Annotated in this window: 20 protein-coding genes; all 20 read left to right on the top strand. The window is 48.1% G+C overall.

Going from position 1 to position 16,193, the window contains the following annotated elements:
* The first annotated feature begins 27 nt into the window (after positions 1-27).
* A complete protein-coding gene (locus tag OKX56_RS07065; RefSeq protein ID WP_021315757.1) occupies positions 28-894 on the top strand; it encodes an antirestriction protein ArdA in 867 nt (288 codons plus the stop codon).
* 26 nt (positions 895-920) lie between these two features.
* Positions 921-1,640: a Flp pilus assembly protein CpaB gene (gene cpaB, locus OKX56_RS07060; RefSeq protein ID WP_021315749.1), complete on the top strand. Its 720-nt coding sequence runs from the start codon at positions 921-923 to the stop codon at positions 1,638-1,640.
* Entirely contained in the window at positions 1,630-2,367 is a 738-nt protein-coding gene (locus OKX56_RS07055; protein ID WP_021315748.1) for a CpaE/TadZ family protein, read from the top strand. The genes cpaB and OKX56_RS07055 overlap by 11 nt, the downstream gene beginning before the upstream one ends.
* Complete coding sequence (locus OKX56_RS07050; protein WP_021315758.1) at positions 2,364-3,758, top strand: ATPase, T2SS/T4P/T4SS family; 1,395 nt, start codon at positions 2,364-2,366, stop codon at positions 3,756-3,758. The genes OKX56_RS07055 and OKX56_RS07050 overlap by 4 nt, the downstream gene beginning before the upstream one ends.
* A 13-nt stretch (positions 3,759-3,771) precedes the next feature.
* Complete coding sequence (locus tag OKX56_RS07045) at positions 3,772-4,686, top strand: hypothetical protein (RefSeq protein ID WP_021315761.1); 915 nt, start codon at positions 3,772-3,774, stop codon at positions 4,684-4,686.
* Positions 4,687-4,724: 38 nt separating this feature from the next.
* The gene (locus OKX56_RS07040; RefSeq protein ID WP_021315759.1) at positions 4,725-5,630 is read left to right on the top strand and encodes a type II secretion system F family protein; all 906 of its coding nucleotides are present in this window, start codon (positions 4,725-4,727) and stop codon (positions 5,628-5,630) included.
* A gap of 112 nt (positions 5,631-5,742) precedes the next feature.
* A complete protein-coding gene (locus OKX56_RS07035; RefSeq protein ID WP_021315751.1) occupies positions 5,743-5,940 on the top strand; it encodes a hypothetical protein in 198 nt (65 codons plus the stop codon).
* Between the two features lie 169 nt (positions 5,941-6,109).
* Positions 6,110-6,319 carry a hypothetical protein gene (locus OKX56_RS07030; protein WP_287896046.1) on the top strand — a complete coding sequence of 70 codons (210 nt, stop codon included), beginning with the start codon at positions 6,110-6,112 and terminating at the stop codon, positions 6,317-6,319.
* Positions 6,320-6,495: 176 nt separating this feature from the next.
* Positions 6,496-6,705, top strand: a complete 210-nt coding sequence (locus OKX56_RS07025; RefSeq protein WP_021315750.1) for a hypothetical protein — start codon at positions 6,496-6,498, stop codon at positions 6,703-6,705.
* Between the two features lie 50 nt (positions 6,706-6,755).
* Positions 6,756-7,244 carry a DUF4320 family protein gene (locus tag OKX56_RS07020; RefSeq protein WP_287896045.1) on the top strand — a complete coding sequence of 163 codons (489 nt, stop codon included), beginning with the start codon at positions 6,756-6,758 and terminating at the stop codon, positions 7,242-7,244.
* Between the two features lie 26 nt (positions 7,245-7,270).
* Positions 7,271-7,756, top strand: coding sequence for a hypothetical protein (locus OKX56_RS07015; protein WP_287896043.1), 486 nt, complete (start codon positions 7,271-7,273; stop codon positions 7,754-7,756).
* On the top strand, positions 7,753-10,908 hold the full coding sequence (locus OKX56_RS07010; protein WP_287896041.1) for a DUF8195 domain-containing protein: 3,156 nt from the start codon (positions 7,753-7,755) through the stop codon (positions 10,906-10,908). The genes OKX56_RS07015 and OKX56_RS07010 overlap by 4 nt, the downstream gene beginning before the upstream one ends.
* Positions 10,905-11,327 carry a prepilin peptidase gene (locus OKX56_RS07005; RefSeq protein ID WP_287896040.1) on the top strand — a complete coding sequence of 141 codons (423 nt, stop codon included), beginning with the start codon at positions 10,905-10,907 and terminating at the stop codon, positions 11,325-11,327. The genes OKX56_RS07010 and OKX56_RS07005 overlap by 4 nt, the downstream gene beginning before the upstream one ends.
* Before the next feature lie 26 nt (positions 11,328-11,353).
* The gene (locus OKX56_RS07000) at positions 11,354-11,785 is read left to right on the top strand and encodes a DUF6075 family protein (RefSeq protein WP_287896039.1); all 432 of its coding nucleotides are present in this window, start codon (positions 11,354-11,356) and stop codon (positions 11,783-11,785) included.
* Positions 11,786-11,842: 57 nt separating this feature from the next.
* On the top strand, positions 11,843-13,027 hold the full coding sequence (locus OKX56_RS06995) for an antirestriction protein ArdA (protein WP_287896038.1): 1,185 nt from the start codon (positions 11,843-11,845) through the stop codon (positions 13,025-13,027).
* A gap of 2 nt (positions 13,028-13,029) precedes the next feature.
* Positions 13,030-14,199 carry an antirestriction protein ArdA gene (locus tag OKX56_RS06990; RefSeq protein ID WP_287896037.1) on the top strand — a complete coding sequence of 390 codons (1,170 nt, stop codon included), beginning with the start codon at positions 13,030-13,032 and terminating at the stop codon, positions 14,197-14,199.
* An 82-nt stretch (positions 14,200-14,281) separates the two neighbouring features.
* On the top strand, positions 14,282-14,479 hold the full coding sequence (locus OKX56_RS06985; protein ID WP_287896035.1) for a hypothetical protein: 198 nt from the start codon (positions 14,282-14,284) through the stop codon (positions 14,477-14,479).
* Positions 14,480-14,486: 7 nt separating this feature from the next.
* Positions 14,487-15,425, top strand: coding sequence for a DNA adenine methylase (locus OKX56_RS06980; RefSeq protein ID WP_287896033.1), 939 nt, complete (start codon positions 14,487-14,489; stop codon positions 15,423-15,425).
* Positions 15,426-15,473: 48 nt separating this feature from the next.
* Complete coding sequence (locus OKX56_RS06975) at positions 15,474-15,902, top strand: AbrB/MazE/SpoVT family DNA-binding domain-containing protein (RefSeq protein WP_287896032.1); 429 nt, start codon at positions 15,474-15,476, stop codon at positions 15,900-15,902.
* On the top strand, positions 15,892-16,182 hold the full coding sequence (locus tag OKX56_RS06970) for an AbrB/MazE/SpoVT family DNA-binding domain-containing protein (protein WP_287896030.1): 291 nt from the start codon (positions 15,892-15,894) through the stop codon (positions 16,180-16,182). The genes OKX56_RS06975 and OKX56_RS06970 overlap by 11 nt, the downstream gene beginning before the upstream one ends.
* Positions 16,183-16,193: the final 11 nt, after the last annotated feature.

Here is a 16,193-nt window from a genome sequence, read left to right as displayed (position 1 = left end):
TTTATTTTAAAAAACAGGAGGAAAAAAATGCTTAAATTAATTATCAGCAACACCCAAAAAGATGAACATGGGCAGCAGCTTGCGGTGCACGTTGAGCTTCCCGCGGCAGATGAAACGCTTCAAAAAGCTGCCGGAGAAATCGGATTGAGCGATTTCGACAACGGCGGCTATGAGATCATTAGTCACTCCTTCGGAAAATATGAGGACCTGCAGAACAACATCCCAGGGGGAGCCAACATCAATGAACTCAATCTCCTTGCCCATAAGTTCAAAGGATTTACTGAAGAACAGGCTGAGGATTTCATGTCCCTGCTCACAGACTGCGGGGATATTACGGTTAAAGACCTCATCAACAAGGCGTACTATCTTGAAGACGACTCCTATGAAATATGGCATGGCGTCACGGATTTAGATGAGCTTGGACACCGTTTTGTAGAGGAAAAAGCGCCGGATCTGCCGGAAGAAATCTTCGAAAACATTGACTATGAGGATGTAGGCTACGATGTGCAGTCCAATGACCATGGCGAGTTTACTAATGCTGGATATATTCGCAACTCCAATGAGGTAGTGGACGAGGTATACGATGGCACTAACCTCATTGAACTGATTGCCAAAGAACGGGAGAAGCAAAAATCGTTGAAACGTAAAGACGGCTCTTTGAGTAAAGAGGATGTAATGATTAAAGCAACTATCGATGGCCTGACTGCTACCGCTGTAGAAAAAGCTTGTGTTCTTGGAGTGGAAGCAACAGAGGATATCGGTGAACTTCGTAAAACGGTAGCTGAACTGATCCGTTTTTGGAGCCTTGATGAGCGATGGCTTGAACAGTTTGATATGGAGGTTCAAACCGTCATGGAGGGTACGGTGCAGCAGAGCGGCATGCAGATAAACTAAATTCCTTGAAGGAGTGATGATATAAGTTGAAGATACTCAAGAACCGGATATTTTTAAGCGTCCTCTGCATTGTCCTGGCAGGAGCCATTTCTTTTTTGCTCCTGCCAAAGTTTTATGCAGACAAGAGCGCGACAGTGATGGTGCTTCGGGCTGCGGAGGACATCCCGGCAGGCACAAAGATACAGAGTAAGTATCTTGCTTCAGTAGAGGTGGGGAAATTCGGTTTGCTTGATGCCGTCATCAAGGATAAGGCTTTGGCTGAAGGGAAGATCGCGCAGACTGACATTGCGAAGGGGGACTACCTGTTTCCCCAAAAGATCGGTGACTTTGTCGCCGATGAAAAGCTGGACAGTATTGCCAGGGACAATAAACGGCTGGTTACCATCAGTGTGCCAAGCATTGCCGCAGGGCTATCCTCCCATTTAGAAAGCGGCGACATTGTGACAGTAGCCGTCTTTTCAAATCAAAGAAAAGAGGGGGACGCAAGTCAAAGTACTTCCGCCCAGGTTATCCTCTATCCTGAACTGAAAGGACTGGAGGCTTACAGTGTGGAGAATGCCCGCACACAGAGCACCGCCCAGGTCCGAAAGCAGCAAGCGGAAAATCAGCAGTCTTCCAGCGATCCCATCCCCAAGGCGGTTACCCTGATAGCTAGCGAAGCGCAGGCAGCGAAACTCATCGAAACCGAATACACGGGCAAGCTGCATCTGATCTTTGAAAAAAGGGGGGTAAGCCATGAGCAGTAGAATCATCACCGTCTGGGGCAAAGACAACAGCGGAAAAACCACCTTTGCGGTCAACCTGGCCTGCGCTTTGGCAAACCGTAACCGCCTTGTGGGACTCATTTCCTCCAACTTGATCTATGGCGACCTGCAGGTGTATTTCGGGCAGAGCATACCACCGGAAAAGGGACTGTTCCGTGCGCTCCATGAAGACAATCCCAATGTGGGGGAGAAGTTTATGGAGGCCGGGGAAAGTAAAAATCTCTTTTTTCTGTCCGTACCCAACCATTACACAGGGCTTTTATGTGACAGCGTATCTCTCCAAAGTGTGGAAAGACTCATAACGGCATCCTCCCTCCTGTTCGACATCTTACTGATTGACGGCTCGGCGGATCTGACCAATCCCGTATCCGGAGTAGGACTCTGGCTGGCGGAAAAGGTGTACACCCTGTACAGACCATCTGCTTCTGCCCCTATGTGGCATAAAGGAGTTGAGGATTTTGTCCAGGAACTTCATATCGCCGACAAGCAAATCAATGTAATGCAGACACCGAATGGTGAGTTCGATGACAAAACCTTTAAGAGTCTTATAGAGCTTTCCTTTAAATATGAACTTCCCTTTGTAAAGCAGGCAAGTGAGCTTGAAAACGCCGGAACTCCGGTGTTTTTTTATGAGGATCGAGGGTGCAGACAGTACAGCAAAGTCCTGGGAAAAATCTCAGATGAAATATGCGGAGGAAAGGACAAATGAATGACGGATTTTCAGTCAATGAACTGATCTACAAAGCCAACAAGCAGCGCTCCGACAGCGGGGAGAACAGCCTGGAAGCTCAGGACTACGGCGACATCTTGGATAAATTGCAGCGGATTATCTCCAAAAACCACTCCACCGAATTGGCACAGGTGCTGTATTCGGAAGAAGCGGAGGGAAAACTGAAAAACCTCATCATGCAGTATTTGAATAGTGAACGGATGGTGGCAAAGGGAATTCAAAATATTTCCGAGCTGGTCGACAGGGTATACAACGATATGGCAGGCATGGGGATTTTATCGGAATACCTGAAGGACAGCGAGGTTGAAGAGATCAACGTCAATGGGTACAACGGAGTATGGGTTTTATACAAGGATAAAAAGGTTAGGCTCCCGATAACCTTCAGCAGCCCGGATGCTTGCTCCAACATCGCCAAGAAAATGAGTCGCTTTGGAAATGTCATCCTGGATGGCTCAAAGCCTATAGGCGACAGCTTTATTTCACGAGGCATCCGCATGTCCGGTGCCATTGTACCCTGCGTTGATTTCGATGCCGGTGCCATTGCTTCCATCAGAAAGCAAAAGCCGTCCTATATTACAAGAGATAACCTGATTTATTGGGGGACAGCTACAGAAGATGAGCTGGACTTTCTCACCCTTTGCGTCAATAACGGCATATCGGTGGCCATCGCTGGGGCAACCGGCAGCGGAAAGACCTCCGATATGGGATATATTCTAAGCTGTATTTCAAGTGATAAAAGAATCGTAACCATAGAGGACACCCGTGAACTGACCCTGGTTCAACTAGATGAAAACGGCGTGATGGTCAATGATGTCATTCATCTTCTTACCAAAGAAGAACCCAACCCCATTACCATGCTGGATCTGTTGAAGCTGTCTTTGAGGCTCCACCCTGCCATCCTTGTCCCGGCTGAGATGAGGGGGAAGGAAGCCCTGACGGTGCAGGAAGCAGGACGTACAGGGCACACCATCGTCAGCACTCTGCATGCCAATAGTGCCAGGACAGCCTATGAAAGAATCCTCACCATGTGTCTGGAAGCCGGAACCTCCCTGTCGGAAGAAAGGTTGCTGAAAAATATCGTAGAAGCTTTTCCCATCATGCTTTTTAAGATGCAGCTTCCCGACAAATCCCGCAAGTATATCGAAATATTCGAAGCCACAGGGGTAAAATGCGGTGAGGTCACAGGCAATACCCTTTTCAAATATGATGTAGACCACTACGAGAAAGATGAAGCCGGAAGAATCAAAACGGTCGTAGGAAATCACAAACACATGGGGTATATGTCTCAGGCCCTTGCCGAGAGGCTCTTGATCAATGGGGTTGAACGAAAGGAAATTCGTCGTTTCGCAGGAAACGAGTTTAAAAATTGAAGGGGGGATGACTATGAATAACATCCAGGGTTCCCTTGCCATTGTCTTTGTCCTGATCAGCCTAGCTTTTCTCCTCCTGCTGAAGCTAAACCCTTTTGCAGTGGGGAAAAACACCTTGAAACAGCGTCGGTTGCACCTATCGAGGACAAAGCTGAAAATCAGCGAGAGAGTGAGCCTCCGGTTTACAACCCTGTTCCGGCAAACCAGATACACCTTCAAAAAATTTATCCTGATGGTTGCCGCAGCATTTGTGTCGGGTTTTTTGGCGGGGGTTTTACTTTTTAACAACGCTGGCTTGGCAGCGGTTACAGCAGTCTGCCTTATCCCGGCTCCTTACTTTTACCTGACCGTGAAAAGTTCTAGGGCAGCGAGGGAAGAAATCGAAGGATTGGAAAATACCATGTCCATCATCACCAACGCCTACGCTGGATGTGATGACCTTATCAAGGCGGTGGAAACCTATGTCGAAGAGAAGAACCGCTATAACCCTGTGGAATTAAGGAAGCCAACACCCTTCGATGAATTTATCTCAGAAATAAAGCTTATCAATCCCAACATAGAACATGGGCTGTACCGCCTGTCGGCTAAAATTAAGAACCGCTACTTTGCCGAGTGGATAAAAATGCTGATTCTCTGCTATCACGACAGGCGACTGAAATTTGCCCTGTTTCCCGTGATAAAGTCGATGAATGATGCCAAGGCCATGCAGATTGAAAGTGACAGCATGATGGGCAGGGTATGGCGAGATTATCTGATGACGGTGGGCATGATGTTCAGTATTATTCCCTTGATGCGTTTTTCAAATGCCGAATGGTTTGCCATTCTGACCGGAACCACCCTAGGAAAATTACTGATTGTCGTCATGCTTGTAACCGCTCTGGCAACTTCGTTCTTCGTGATGAAGATGACCAGACCTGCCAACCGATAGAAAACTCACCAAAATCAATTTTTCAGGGAGGTTTAAATTTGTTCTATCAAATCATCGTCTTTGTCCTGCTGACTGCGGCAGGATTTTTAATTTGCAGGCAAATACTCAAAATACCCAAGCTGAGCATGAAAAAAAACATCAAAAACTTACAGGCAGAAAAAGAAAAAACGGGAGCAAGGTTGCTCAACCTTTTTGTGATGCCCCTTGTAAAGCCGGTATCCCGATTGATCAGAATTGAACCGGAGAAAGAAGCAAAAATGGCGTCAATGCTAAGGCGTGGAGGACTTGCGCTAACACCAAAGGAATATCATGCACGTGCTCTCATCTGTGCGGCTTTCACTCTGCCGCTCTTGATTCTGCTTTTGGCAATCGGAGCAACAAACATTGCTCCTGCCATCCTTATCTTTTCGGTGGTAATATATTTCCACTTCATGACCGACCTCAAAGACAAGCTGAAAGAGAAAAAGGAATTAATCGAAATAGAACTTCCAAGCTTTGTCCGCTCCATCCTCTATAAGCTTGAAGATGTGCGAGGCAGCAACGAAAATACGGTTGTCCAGGTGGACCTGATCCAGATATTTGAGGACTATCTAAAGGTAGCGAGTGAGGTTTTCTACTATGACATTGCGGTTCTGATCATGGAGATGAAAGCCAAGGACATAGAAACAGCGCTTCGAAACTTCAGTGAGCGTGTCGGACTGCTTGAGGTATCCTTTCTGGTCAATGCCCTCATCGGTCTATACCGTGGAGAGCATCAGGGCGAGGCTCTAATGTATCTTGCCAAGGATATGGACATCAAGGCGAAAGAAGCCCTGCGTAAAAATCTTAACAAGCTGCCCGGTAAAATAAAGATGGCATCCATACCTCTTGTGGTAGTGACCCTGGCAAGCCTTTTATATGTCATAGGCTCCCACTTAGTCCGATCCATGGGGGGCCTTTTTTAATGTGAAAACGGGGCAACCCTTTTCAAATAAAACTATATTTTTCAGGAGGGAGGTAAGCTTGAGAATCAAGACAAACACAATCCAAACCGTAGAAGAAAGGAGGTTAAACCCCATGAGAAGGAAAATGGCAAACGCCTTTTCAAAGGCAAGAGGACTTATGGTCAACAAGTCCGGTGACCAGATGACCGGCTGGCTCATTGTCGTACTAGTCGTAGTGGTAGTTGGCGCAGTGTTTATGACGCTGTACCAGGGTTCTATTACCGAGATTTGGAACAGCATTGTAACCAAAATCACCGGTCTTTTGAATTAAAAAACACCAGCAACTGAAAACACCACTGAGGAAAAGGGAGAGATTATCTCCCTTTTCCTCTTAGTAGGGCACTATTACAACTGAAACTATGGACTCTAACTAAGGCATAATTGCAATGCAGATGAAACCAAAATCTTAAAGAAATAAATGATACGGAGGTACTTTAATTATGATGAGAACTTTGAGAAACAAAATGATGGTGGCTGGCTTAAAGACCAGGAAAGTATTGACCAATCAATCCGGTGATCAGATGACAGGATGGCTGATCGTTGTACTGATCGTAGTCGTTGTCGGTGCGGTATTTATGACGCTTTACCAGGGTTCCATTACGCAGATTTGGAACAGTATTGTAACCAAAATCACCGGCCTTTTGAGCTAAAAAAACACCGGCAACTGAAAACACCACTGAGGAAAAGGGAGAGAATATCTCCCTTTTCTTATTAGTAGAGCGGTATTGCAACTGAAACTATGAACTTTAACTAAGGCATAATTGCACATTGAATGCAGATGAAACCAAAATCCCAAAAAAATAAATGATACGGAGGTACTTTAATTATGATGAGAACTTTGAGAAACAAAATGATGGTGGCAGGCTTAAAGGCCAGGAAAGTATTGACCAATCAATCCGGCGATCAAATGACAGGCTGGCTGATCGTTGTACTGATCGTAGTGGTCGTCGGTGCAGTATTTATGACGCTGTACCAGGGTTCCATTACGCAGATTTGGAACAGTATTGTCAGCAAAATTACCGGCCTTTTGAGTTAAACTATGCGGCGGCTGCGAAACAACACCGTCGGAACAGGGGGTGTAAAGGGATGAACTGGCAGTGCCGGAGCTTATGGGGGAGATGTTCTCCCCCTTTCTCTTTGAAAAAGGTGCTGGTTAATCGAAAAGGCAGCGCCTATTATGAACTGATTATCAAAACCCTGGTGGTCATTACGCTGATGGCGACGGTGATGTCCTTCTTAAGCATCTTCACCACCTATTTGAGTCTTAACCAAGTCTGCCGCCGGGTGGTCCGGGTCATTGAGCTGGAGGGGCAGGTATCGAATAACGCATATGATGTTTTTTACCGGCTCAAGGAACAGACCAGGCTGTCTCCGGAAATGACCATCGAAGATGTCAATTATTGCGATGAACAAAACCAAAAAATTCAGCTAAGAGATACTTTTACCGTAAAGATGAAATACAACTATGCCTTTACCGTGTTTCGGCCTTCCTCCTCTCCGCCGGTGCAAATCATCATTCCCATGGAGGTGCGCATCACGGGCATGTCGGAAAAATATTGGAAGCTTTTAGAGTGAAAGCGCCGGAAGGGAGGGATAATTTTGTGGGCAAAACCGGATCCATTTTAAGAAGCAAAAAAGGCGATGGGCTGGTGTTTATCTTGATCCTCATCTTTTTTATTATGACCCTTGCAGCCATCGTCATTGAATATTTCCGTATGGACAGCCTGTACCAGCAGTTGGAATATGTGCTCCAGCGGGGAGTAAATTCCTCCGTGGAGTACGCCATGCTGGACGAATACCGCAAAGACGGCTATGCCCGAATGGACAGCGCCCTTGCGGAAGAACAGCTCTACGGCTATCTTCATGATAGCATGCAGCTGGACCGGGATCTGAACAAGTATTCCGGGGAGCAATGGGTGTACACCCTTGAAATTCAGAGCCTCACCGCGACCGATGATCCGCCCCGGCTCATCTTGAAAGGGCAGTTGAAAACCCGGAGCGTTTTTAGTTTCCTGACCGGCGAGGTGCGGCTGCCCTTTACTCTCTCCAGCAGCAACAACAGAATTGATGAAGGAGGTTCCCCATGAAGCGAAAAGTAATCATTGCCATTCTCTTGGCAATTTTATGCTGCCTGCTGTTTTCAACGCAAGTCTTTGCCATGTCCGGCAGCGACATTACGCTGAAAATACGCTCTCCCGTAAACAGCCTGACCAGTGAAAGCGGCGTGATCGCAGTGGAGCAGTTTCCGGCAGAAATTGCCATCGGCGCTGCGGCAAAGGCGGGCAATTTGGCAGGAATACAATTAAGCCATAACGGTCAGATCCAGGAGATTTCGGCAGACCACATTCTGGCCATTCCGAATAAAGAAGTCTGCGGAGTGTATACCCTGACAGCGAAAACAGATGAGGGCGCAGTCCTCACTATAAGCGCAAATGTGGTATTCCAGGAAAAGGCCACCTACAATATCCGCTACCGCACGGTAGGGATGAATTTGAAGGAAGCCTATGATGGAGCAGACAAGCTAAAGACCTTTCCCACACCCCAGCGCATTGACCTGGTGCAGGCCAACACTATCGCCGGATACGAGCAGAAACGCATTGCCGGGCTGATCGGCAGGAGCGACGGCAGGACCTACACGTTGAAGGGCAGTCTGGTGGTGGAGGTTTACGACTATTCCACCGGGAAGGTCATCGGGACCTATGATGCCAATCAGGATTTTGATGCCCTGACTACAGGTTTTCAGTGGACACCCATGAGCCTGATTGCCTTTGGAACCATGCGGAACGCGGCAATCACCTATCAAGCCCCTGTAAAAATTGACGTTCAGGCCACATGGTGCAGTGAAGACAAGCAAGAGGTATACGGCAAAGCTACGGCACAGGACAGGGGTGTGCCGGAATACCTCTATCCCTACCAGACTACCAGCGTCACCTTCTCAAAGGATGATATCCCCCTATCGCGCAACTATATCTATAAAGGTCTGGAATGGGATTACACACCGGAAACTGCCGGATTCACCGATGGGGAAAGTCAGACTCAAACGGCAATTACCCAAAAGATCAACACCCAAATTCCTGCGGCAGACTTTTACTTCAAGTTCAAAAAACAGGATGGCAACGACCTTTCCGTGAGCATCCACGCCCCTGAAACCGTCTACCGGGGGGATAGCTATTCCTTCGAGGTGGTTTTTACCAACCATGGTGCAGCACCGGCCTATAATGTGCCCTTGATCGGTACCGTAGACCGGGAGCAGATGAAAGAAATCCCCGCCAAGCAGGATTTTTCGCCCAACGAAAGCAAAACCTTCACCCTCACACGGAATACTGACAAAGCAGGGGAGGTCATAACGCTGTGGGCGCAGATCGAAGTGCCCGAGGGATTTATGGATAAGAACACGGAGAACAATACCGCGACATCGGTCATCCGGGTGGTGGAAAAACCGGAGCCGACCCCAAGCCAGGGGAAGAATCCCGAACCGGACAAAGAAAATCCGCCACCGGCGGAAAACCCCGACCCGGAAAAGCTGTGCGATCTATCGGCAAGCATTGCAGCGTCGTCCACCGTTTACGAAGGGGAGCCTTACCGCTTTACGGTGAGCTTTACCAACCATTCCGACAGGATGCTGAAGGATGCATCGGTACAGGGCAAGAACAATGATGCCGTTTTAGACTCAATTCCCAAAGCGCTTGCCTTCAATCCCTTGGAAGCCAAGACCTATACCCTCACCGGACAGGCGGGGCATGTGGGCGAGGTATATAACCTGTGGGCGAATATCGGAGTGCCCGAGGGTTTTCGGGATGAAAATCCGGTCGATAACACCGCCGCTTCTAGAATTACTGTTGTGGCAAAACCCTCGGGCAATCCACCCGGAAACTCGAATAATCTACCCAACAATCCAGATAATCCGCCGACAAACCCAGACAATCCATCTGAAAATCCGAATAACCCGCCAACAAATCCAGATAACCCTCCTGATCCCGGACATCCGCCCGTCGACCCGGTGGTGCCGCCGGAGAAGCTGTGCGATGTATGGGTAAACCTGTCCTACCCGCCCACAGTTTATGAACAGGAGGAATACAGCTTTACCGTATACTTTACCAATGACACCGATCAGGCATTATCAGGGGTGAGCTTGAACGCTTCCATCGACGGCGGGGCAGCTTCGGCAGTGCCGTCCGCGGCAGATTTTAAAGCCCATGAAACCAAAGCCTTCCTTATCAAAGGCAATGCAGGAGAAAAAGGCATAACCATCCGACTGTCGGCTCAGGTGTCGCAGCCTGCGGAGTACAGGGATGCCAACACAAGCAACAACCGGGCTGCGGCAGAGCTTTCCGTAGTGGAGCGTCCCTATGACTTGGATGTGCAGCGGATCACTCCCGATCGGTACAAGGAGAACCAGACGGTCATCAGCACCATCAAGGTGTCAAACCGGGGAAGCTTGGACTTTACGCCCGGACAGAAGGTCAGCGTCCTGTTTGAAATCCCGGAGTTATCACTGTCGAAGCGTGTAAACGCTGTGGTCATGGAAAAAGACACCTATAACATTGTGTCGGTCAAATGGGATACCCCCAATGTGCAGGCCGATAAAAACATCACCATGATTGCGGTCATCAATCCCGACCAAGTCCTGGACAATGAAACATCCGTCGCCAATAACACCTATACCCAAAAGGCCGTCATTAAGAATGTGGTGTATGATCAGCCGACAGAGAGTACAACCATTCCCGCACCACCGCAAAGAAGTGAGCAGCCCAGGGTTACCTGGAAGGAGCAGCGGTTTGAAAACAATCGGTTTGTTTGGAAAGACTTCTACGCCGAGCTAAAAGTAGATGCCGTCCTTGACTATGACACAAAGGCAAAAGACTATATCAAATCGGGATACGGCTTCTCCATCAATGTCACACCCTCCATAAATACCAACTACGACAGACCGGAGCTGATTACCGCGCCGCAGACTGCCGAGGTCTATCTGCCCCAGAACCGCTATGAAACAGCCATCCCACTCATGAAAGAGGGCAACCATTTTACATTTAAGGAAAATCCCGCCTCACCCTTTCGATACAAGAAGCAGTATGTCCCGGTATGGTTCCCCGATGACAGGGAATATATCGTGCAGCTCCTTGTCACCGATGTGCACACTCCCGGAGGCACCCTATCTAAATGGATCACCGGAGGAAATCTGCAAATGAAGGTGGTTGACAGCATGTACTCCGATGATGTCACCACGGGGAGTCCATGATGCTGCTGTTTTGTGCCATCCCCATGCTTTGTGCTGCCGTCACGGACTGGAAAAAACGGATTATTCCCGATTGGACATGGATTGCCATTCTTATGGTGGGACTTGCTTCTGCGGTCATCAATGGTAAAGGCATCTTGTATATTCCACTGCCTGAAAGGCTTGTGGGACTTTTGTTTCCGGCAGTCAGTCTCCTTATGATTGCTTTCAAATGGGGCGGTGTCGGTGGGGGAGATATTAAGCTGACGGCGGCCCTGGGCTTTTGTTTCGGGCTTTACGGGCTTGCAGCCATCCTCTTTTTTGCTGTCATCCCTGCCTGCATTTATGCCAGAGCGACAAAGCAAAGGAGCGTGCCTTTGGCAGTATTTTTGTGCATCGGCTTCTTTGTATATGCCTGCCTTTCCATTTTTTCTAAAGGATAATTGATTGAGATGAGGAGGAATATTGTGTGATACATTTCCACGATGAAGCCCACCGGCAGAAGGTCGTACACTATCTGCAGAAAGATAACCGGGTATATCCCGATAGCAGGGCTGACAGCTATTATCTGCCTGCCCTGTATCTGCTTCTCTCTACAAAAAACGATCTGTATAAAAAGATTGGCAGGTATATCGACAGTGATGGCATCGACTTTGAAAAAATGCTGTCCAAACAGGACTTTCCCAGCAGTGAAAGAAAGCTCATCAAGCTGGCGGCTAACCTTTTCAACGGCTCCATGGAGGTTTCCCCATCGGAGTTGATCGACACGCTGGATGATGAAAACTTTACTCAGGCGCTGCAGGCCATTTTTCTCAAACGCACCAGCTGCCATGTCAAGGAACTGCTCCCCGCTGCAAAGGAAGTTCCTGAACCGGAGCCGCAGTATGATCTGAAGCTGTAAATAGATTGACCTCCACGCTGCAGATAAACTGAATTCTGATGGATGGGAGGATTAAAATTGAGTGAAATAAAAATAACGATTTTAAGAGATGATCTCTACGATAACTCCGCCTATATCGGTGCACACCTCTGTCTGCCTGCAACGAATGCCGAAATACAGGATGCCCTTGAAAAAGCAAGGATCGATGATGAGCATCCAGATTTTACGGTAGTGGATTATGCGTGTGGGCAGGATTACTTAAACGAGCTTCTGCCGAAAAAGGCTTCGCTTTATGAGCTTGACTACCTCGCAAGACGGCTGTCCGGATTGAATAAGGTTGAAAAAGCAGCCTTTGAGGGTGTTGCAAAAATAGAGAAAGCGCCTAACCTTCCAAAGCTCATCAACCTCACCTACAGCCTTGCCCACTGCCATGTGGTATTCGAAGCGCGCAATGACGAGCAGCTCGGCAAATTCTATGTGGACAATGGCTTCATAACGGAGCTGGAGGAAGTGCCTGAAAAAGTGCTGCAATACATCGACTATAAAAAGGTGGGACGTATCCACAGAGAGGCAGAAAAGGGTGTGTTCACGAAAACCGGTTATGTAGTGCAATCAGAGCCGGATATAAAGGTTGTCTATGACAGCACCAACATTCCCAAGCTCGATGACGACAGCGGTTATGTTTTCAAGCTGTATCTTATAGAAGGATGTTTTGAACCGGAAAAAGCAAAAGGAGTTTGGCTGAAGCTTCCTGCATTGGAGGCTGAAATTGCATCTGCTCTGTCGGAGATCGGGGTGTCTTCTTTATTTGATTGCGTTTTTACCCACTGCGAAAGCAGCATGCCCTGCTTCGAGGATGTGTTCTCTGAAAGTGAGGACCTAGAAATGCTGAATATCTTAAGCAATGCTATTTCAAGAATCATAGATAGCAATATGGTCACCAAGTACAAAGCTGCCCTTCAATATGAATACTGCACCGATCTGGACTTGGCCATTGACATTGCACAAAACCTGGACTGCTACAGTTTTTGTCCTTCCCTGTCCTCGCCGGAGGACTATGGACGGCAGGTACTGCTCAAAGCCTCCGGGTTCCCGCCCGATGATATGGCCTTCAAGCTCCTTGATTTTAGGAGATATGGGGAAGCCAAAATGAAAGAGGATGGTGTGAAATCCACGGATTACGGATTGATTTGCCGCAACGGAAAAGAATTTGTGTTTGAGTTTTGCACCAGACCGCAAGGGCAGCAGATGGGGGGGATGTAGGAGTGTGGGTAGAACTACAGGCAGAGCATCCTTCTGCACAGGAAATTTCAACAAATCTTTATCTTCCTGCGACGGAAAAAGAGATCAAGGAGGCGATGAAAGTCATCAATCCCTATGACAGGCAAGACTTTCACTGCCTCGTCACCCAATGCGATTTGCCTATCTCGGAGCTGGAGGAATACATAAACTGCAGCTCAGGCAATCGGTATGAACCCGCAGAGATTAACTTCCTCGCGGAAAGGCTCACCTATCTCACGGACCATCAGCAGGAATTCATGGCCTATATCCTCAAAACCGGAACTGCTTCGGAAATGAGAAGCTTGATCAATTTAACCTATCATCTTGACCATTTTACGCTGCAGGGCATCACCAATGACGAACAGCTTGGCTCCTATTGCGTCACAACCGGAAGGATTGAAGTGCCGGACAATCTCATCGAGTTTATTGACCATCGAAAAGTGGGGCTCCACCAAAGGATTCAGGATAAAAGCCAATACCTCGATCATGCCTATGTGGTCATAAGAGATTACAAGCTCACAGAACCCTACGATGGCCAAACATTCCCGGACGTGATGCAGGGGGCAGCGATACCGATCAAGGTGAAACTCAAACCTATGAACTCCGGGGATGATGGGATCTGGTTACGGCAGCCGCTGACAAAAAGGGAAGAAGAACTGGCCTGCAGCAAGCTGGGGGTGGAGGATATAGAGGATGCCCAAATAGCAGATGTGAGCTGTCTCATACAAGGGTTCGACCGAGAAGTTTTGAAAGAGGCGTGTTTGGTTGAATTGGACACTCTTGCCAAAACCATTCAAAAAATCGATCAAAGGGATTGGCTGACCTTGGAGGCTGTTATTCAATATGAAACCCAGGGCGTGAATCCCGGCTCCATCCATGTGGGCGATTACTATAACTGCGGACTGAATCTAAAATGCTATGACCACTTTCCTGAAGTGAGGACGCAAGCCGAATATGGACGAAGGTGCATGGAAACAGCCGGTACCAAGATACCCGACATGGCACAGCGATTTATCAATTATACCGCTTTAGGAGCAGAGAAGATCTCTGCTGAAAAGGGCAGGTTCACCGATTATGGATACATCTGCCGCAATGCAAACGAATATTTTGACGTTGGCGAAAATGAAGAAACCATTCAGCAGCAACAGCTATAGGTGGATTCTAATCTAAATCGACCTATAAGACGTCACCGATGAGGCAACGTCTTTTTTTGTGCTTCAGAAGGAGTTGGAAAAGATGAACATACGCAAAAATACGTCGGATAAAGAGGCAAACGATCAAAGAAAGGTCTACAGCGTAGCCGAGCCGCAGGACACAGAAAAGTGCAGAGGTTGTCCCTATGCCGGAGTGGGCTTTATCTGCTGGGATCAGGACGGAAGCTGCATGAAAACCGATGTGGAGAAAATCTACGACAAGTTAAGGTCAAGGAGGTGATGACTTATTGAACAGTATCATCAGTTGGATAGGCGGAAAGAAGGCCCTTCGGGAACTGATTTATGAACGCCTGCCCAAAGAATACGGACGATACATTGAGGTGTTTGGCGGGGGTGGTTGGGTTCTCTTCGGTAAAAGTCCGGACAGCAGGTGCATGGAAGTCTACAATGATTTCAACTCCAACCTTGCCAACCTGTTCTTCTGTGTCAAGGAGCGTACAGCAGCTTTTCTTGTGGAGCTTGGATTCCTGCCGTTGAATTCCAGAGATGAATTCCTGGTCCTCCGAAAATTTCTAAGCAAAGAAGAATTCACAAAAGATTACTTACAGGAAGAACTGGACCTTGCACAGCGCTATTTGGAAGAACTGGAGTTTGAAGAGATCAAAGCCATCCTGCTGGAGAATGCGGAAGTGACCGATGTCAAACGGGCGGCGGCTTTTTTCAAGCTCATACGGTACAGCTATGGCAGCGGATGTACCTCCTACAGCTGCCAGCCCATTGATGTGCGGAGGGCCTTTCACCTGATATGGGAGGCATCCTGCAGGCTTGCCAATACGGTAGTTGAAAATAAAGACTTTGAGGCGTTGATCCGTCAGTACGACAGGGATAACGCCTTTTTTTATTGCGATCCGCCCTACTACCAAACCGAGGGGCACTATGAGGTGGAATTCCGCAAGGAGGACCATGTGCGACTCCGGGATACCCTCTCACAGATCGAAGGGAGATTCCTCGTATCCTACAATGATTGCGAATACATCCGTGGGCTGTATGAAGGATATCAAATTGAGTCTGTCACCCGCCTGAACAATCTGGCCCAGCGATATGATGGCGGCTGCGAGTATCTGGAGGTACTCATCTCTAACTATGATACCTCGGAACGCAGGCGGGATATGCCCCTGCAGATGGGTCTCTTTGATAGGCTCAACGACTTTTACAACACAGAGTGACGAGGAAAAAACATGCTCCAACAATAGAGTTTAAGGAGGAAATTGACCATGAAAATGATTGAAATCGAAAGAACGGTGGACCCACAAGGGAAGCTCACAATCCCCGCTCGTCTCATGGAAGACCTAGGGCTTGTGCCCGGTGATACAGTGAGACTTACCTGCGTCAGCAAGTCTCCTGGCGATCCCCTCAATACCTTCGGTGAAATTTTAATTGCGTCGAACGGCATTGTTGGCTTTGAAGAAATGGAAGCGGAAGAAGGGGAAATTTCTCTACCCAATGAGCTATTGGAAGCAGCAAACATCCCCCGGGGCAGTGACATTGAAATTGTCTGCACAGAGGGTGCCATTATCATTACGGCGGCAGACCTGTTGGATATGATTCCCGATGAACTGTGCCAGCTGTTTGCCGAGCTGAATATCAGCCCGGAAGCTGTTCGCAGTGTCATAAGGAGTGGTGGTGCTTTGGATGGACAGTAAAGCCATTTACAAGGTGGTGGATGACAAAGGGCGGGTGCTGATCCCCAAGGAGCTTCGCTGTGCCGCTGAGATAAACCACGGTGACATTGTGAAATTGGGCATGGACAAAGGCCGGGTGACTGTCCAAAAGGTCAACCTCATTGAGGTCGGCGATCAGTCCCCGTTGGCGGTAGATGCGTATGTTTTCTCCGCGGTCAAGACCATGGAAAAGCAAACCCTGCTTTCCCTTGCAGCAAAGCTGATTGCACTGATAGATGAAAATACTGAAGTGAAAAAGTAAGGAGGAGCAAG

It is taken from the genome of Dehalobacter sp., assembly GCF_030063005.1.
Lineage (GTDB): Bacteria > Bacillota > Desulfitobacteriia > Desulfitobacteriales > Syntrophobotulaceae > Dehalobacter > Dehalobacter restrictus.
The sequence above is the reverse complement of the archived record's forward strand: the minus strand, read 5'-3'. Positions and strand labels throughout refer to the sequence as shown.

What these genes read in the sequence shown, in the direction of transcription:
- OKX56_RS07065 (WP_021315757.1), top strand. Translation starts at nt 28, where the DNA reads ATGCTTAAATTAATTATCAGCAACACCCAAAAAGATGAACATGGGCAG.
- OKX56_RS07055 (WP_021315748.1), top strand. Translation starts at nt 1,630, where the DNA reads ATGAGCAGTAGAATCATCACCGTCTGGGGCAAAGACAACAGCGGAAAA.
- OKX56_RS07050 (WP_021315758.1), top strand. Translation starts at nt 2,364, where the DNA reads ATGAATGACGGATTTTCAGTCAATGAACTGATCTACAAAGCCAACAAG.
- OKX56_RS07045 (WP_021315761.1), top strand. Translation starts at nt 3,772, where the DNA reads ATGAATAACATCCAGGGTTCCCTTGCCATTGTCTTTGTCCTGATCAGC.
- OKX56_RS07035 (WP_021315751.1), top strand. Translation starts at nt 5,743, where the DNA reads ATGAGAAGGAAAATGGCAAACGCCTTTTCAAAGGCAAGAGGACTTATG.
- OKX56_RS07030 (WP_287896046.1), top strand. Translation starts at nt 6,110, where the DNA reads ATGATGAGAACTTTGAGAAACAAAATGATGGTGGCTGGCTTAAAGACC.
- OKX56_RS07025 (WP_021315750.1), top strand. Translation starts at nt 6,496, where the DNA reads ATGATGAGAACTTTGAGAAACAAAATGATGGTGGCAGGCTTAAAGGCC.
- OKX56_RS07020 (WP_287896045.1), top strand. Translation starts at nt 6,756, where the DNA reads ATGAACTGGCAGTGCCGGAGCTTATGGGGGAGATGTTCTCCCCCTTTC.
- OKX56_RS07010 (WP_287896041.1), top strand. Translation starts at nt 7,753, where the DNA reads ATGAAGCGAAAAGTAATCATTGCCATTCTCTTGGCAATTTTATGCTGC.
- OKX56_RS07005 (WP_287896040.1), top strand. Translation starts at nt 10,905, where the DNA reads ATGATGCTGCTGTTTTGTGCCATCCCCATGCTTTGTGCTGCCGTCACG.
- OKX56_RS06985 (WP_287896035.1), top strand. Translation starts at nt 14,282, where the DNA reads ATGAACATACGCAAAAATACGTCGGATAAAGAGGCAAACGATCAAAGA.
- OKX56_RS06975 (WP_287896032.1), top strand. Translation starts at nt 15,474, where the DNA reads ATGAAAATGATTGAAATCGAAAGAACGGTGGACCCACAAGGGAAGCTC.
- OKX56_RS06970 (WP_287896030.1), top strand. Translation starts at nt 15,892, where the DNA reads ATGGACAGTAAAGCCATTTACAAGGTGGTGGATGACAAAGGGCGGGTG.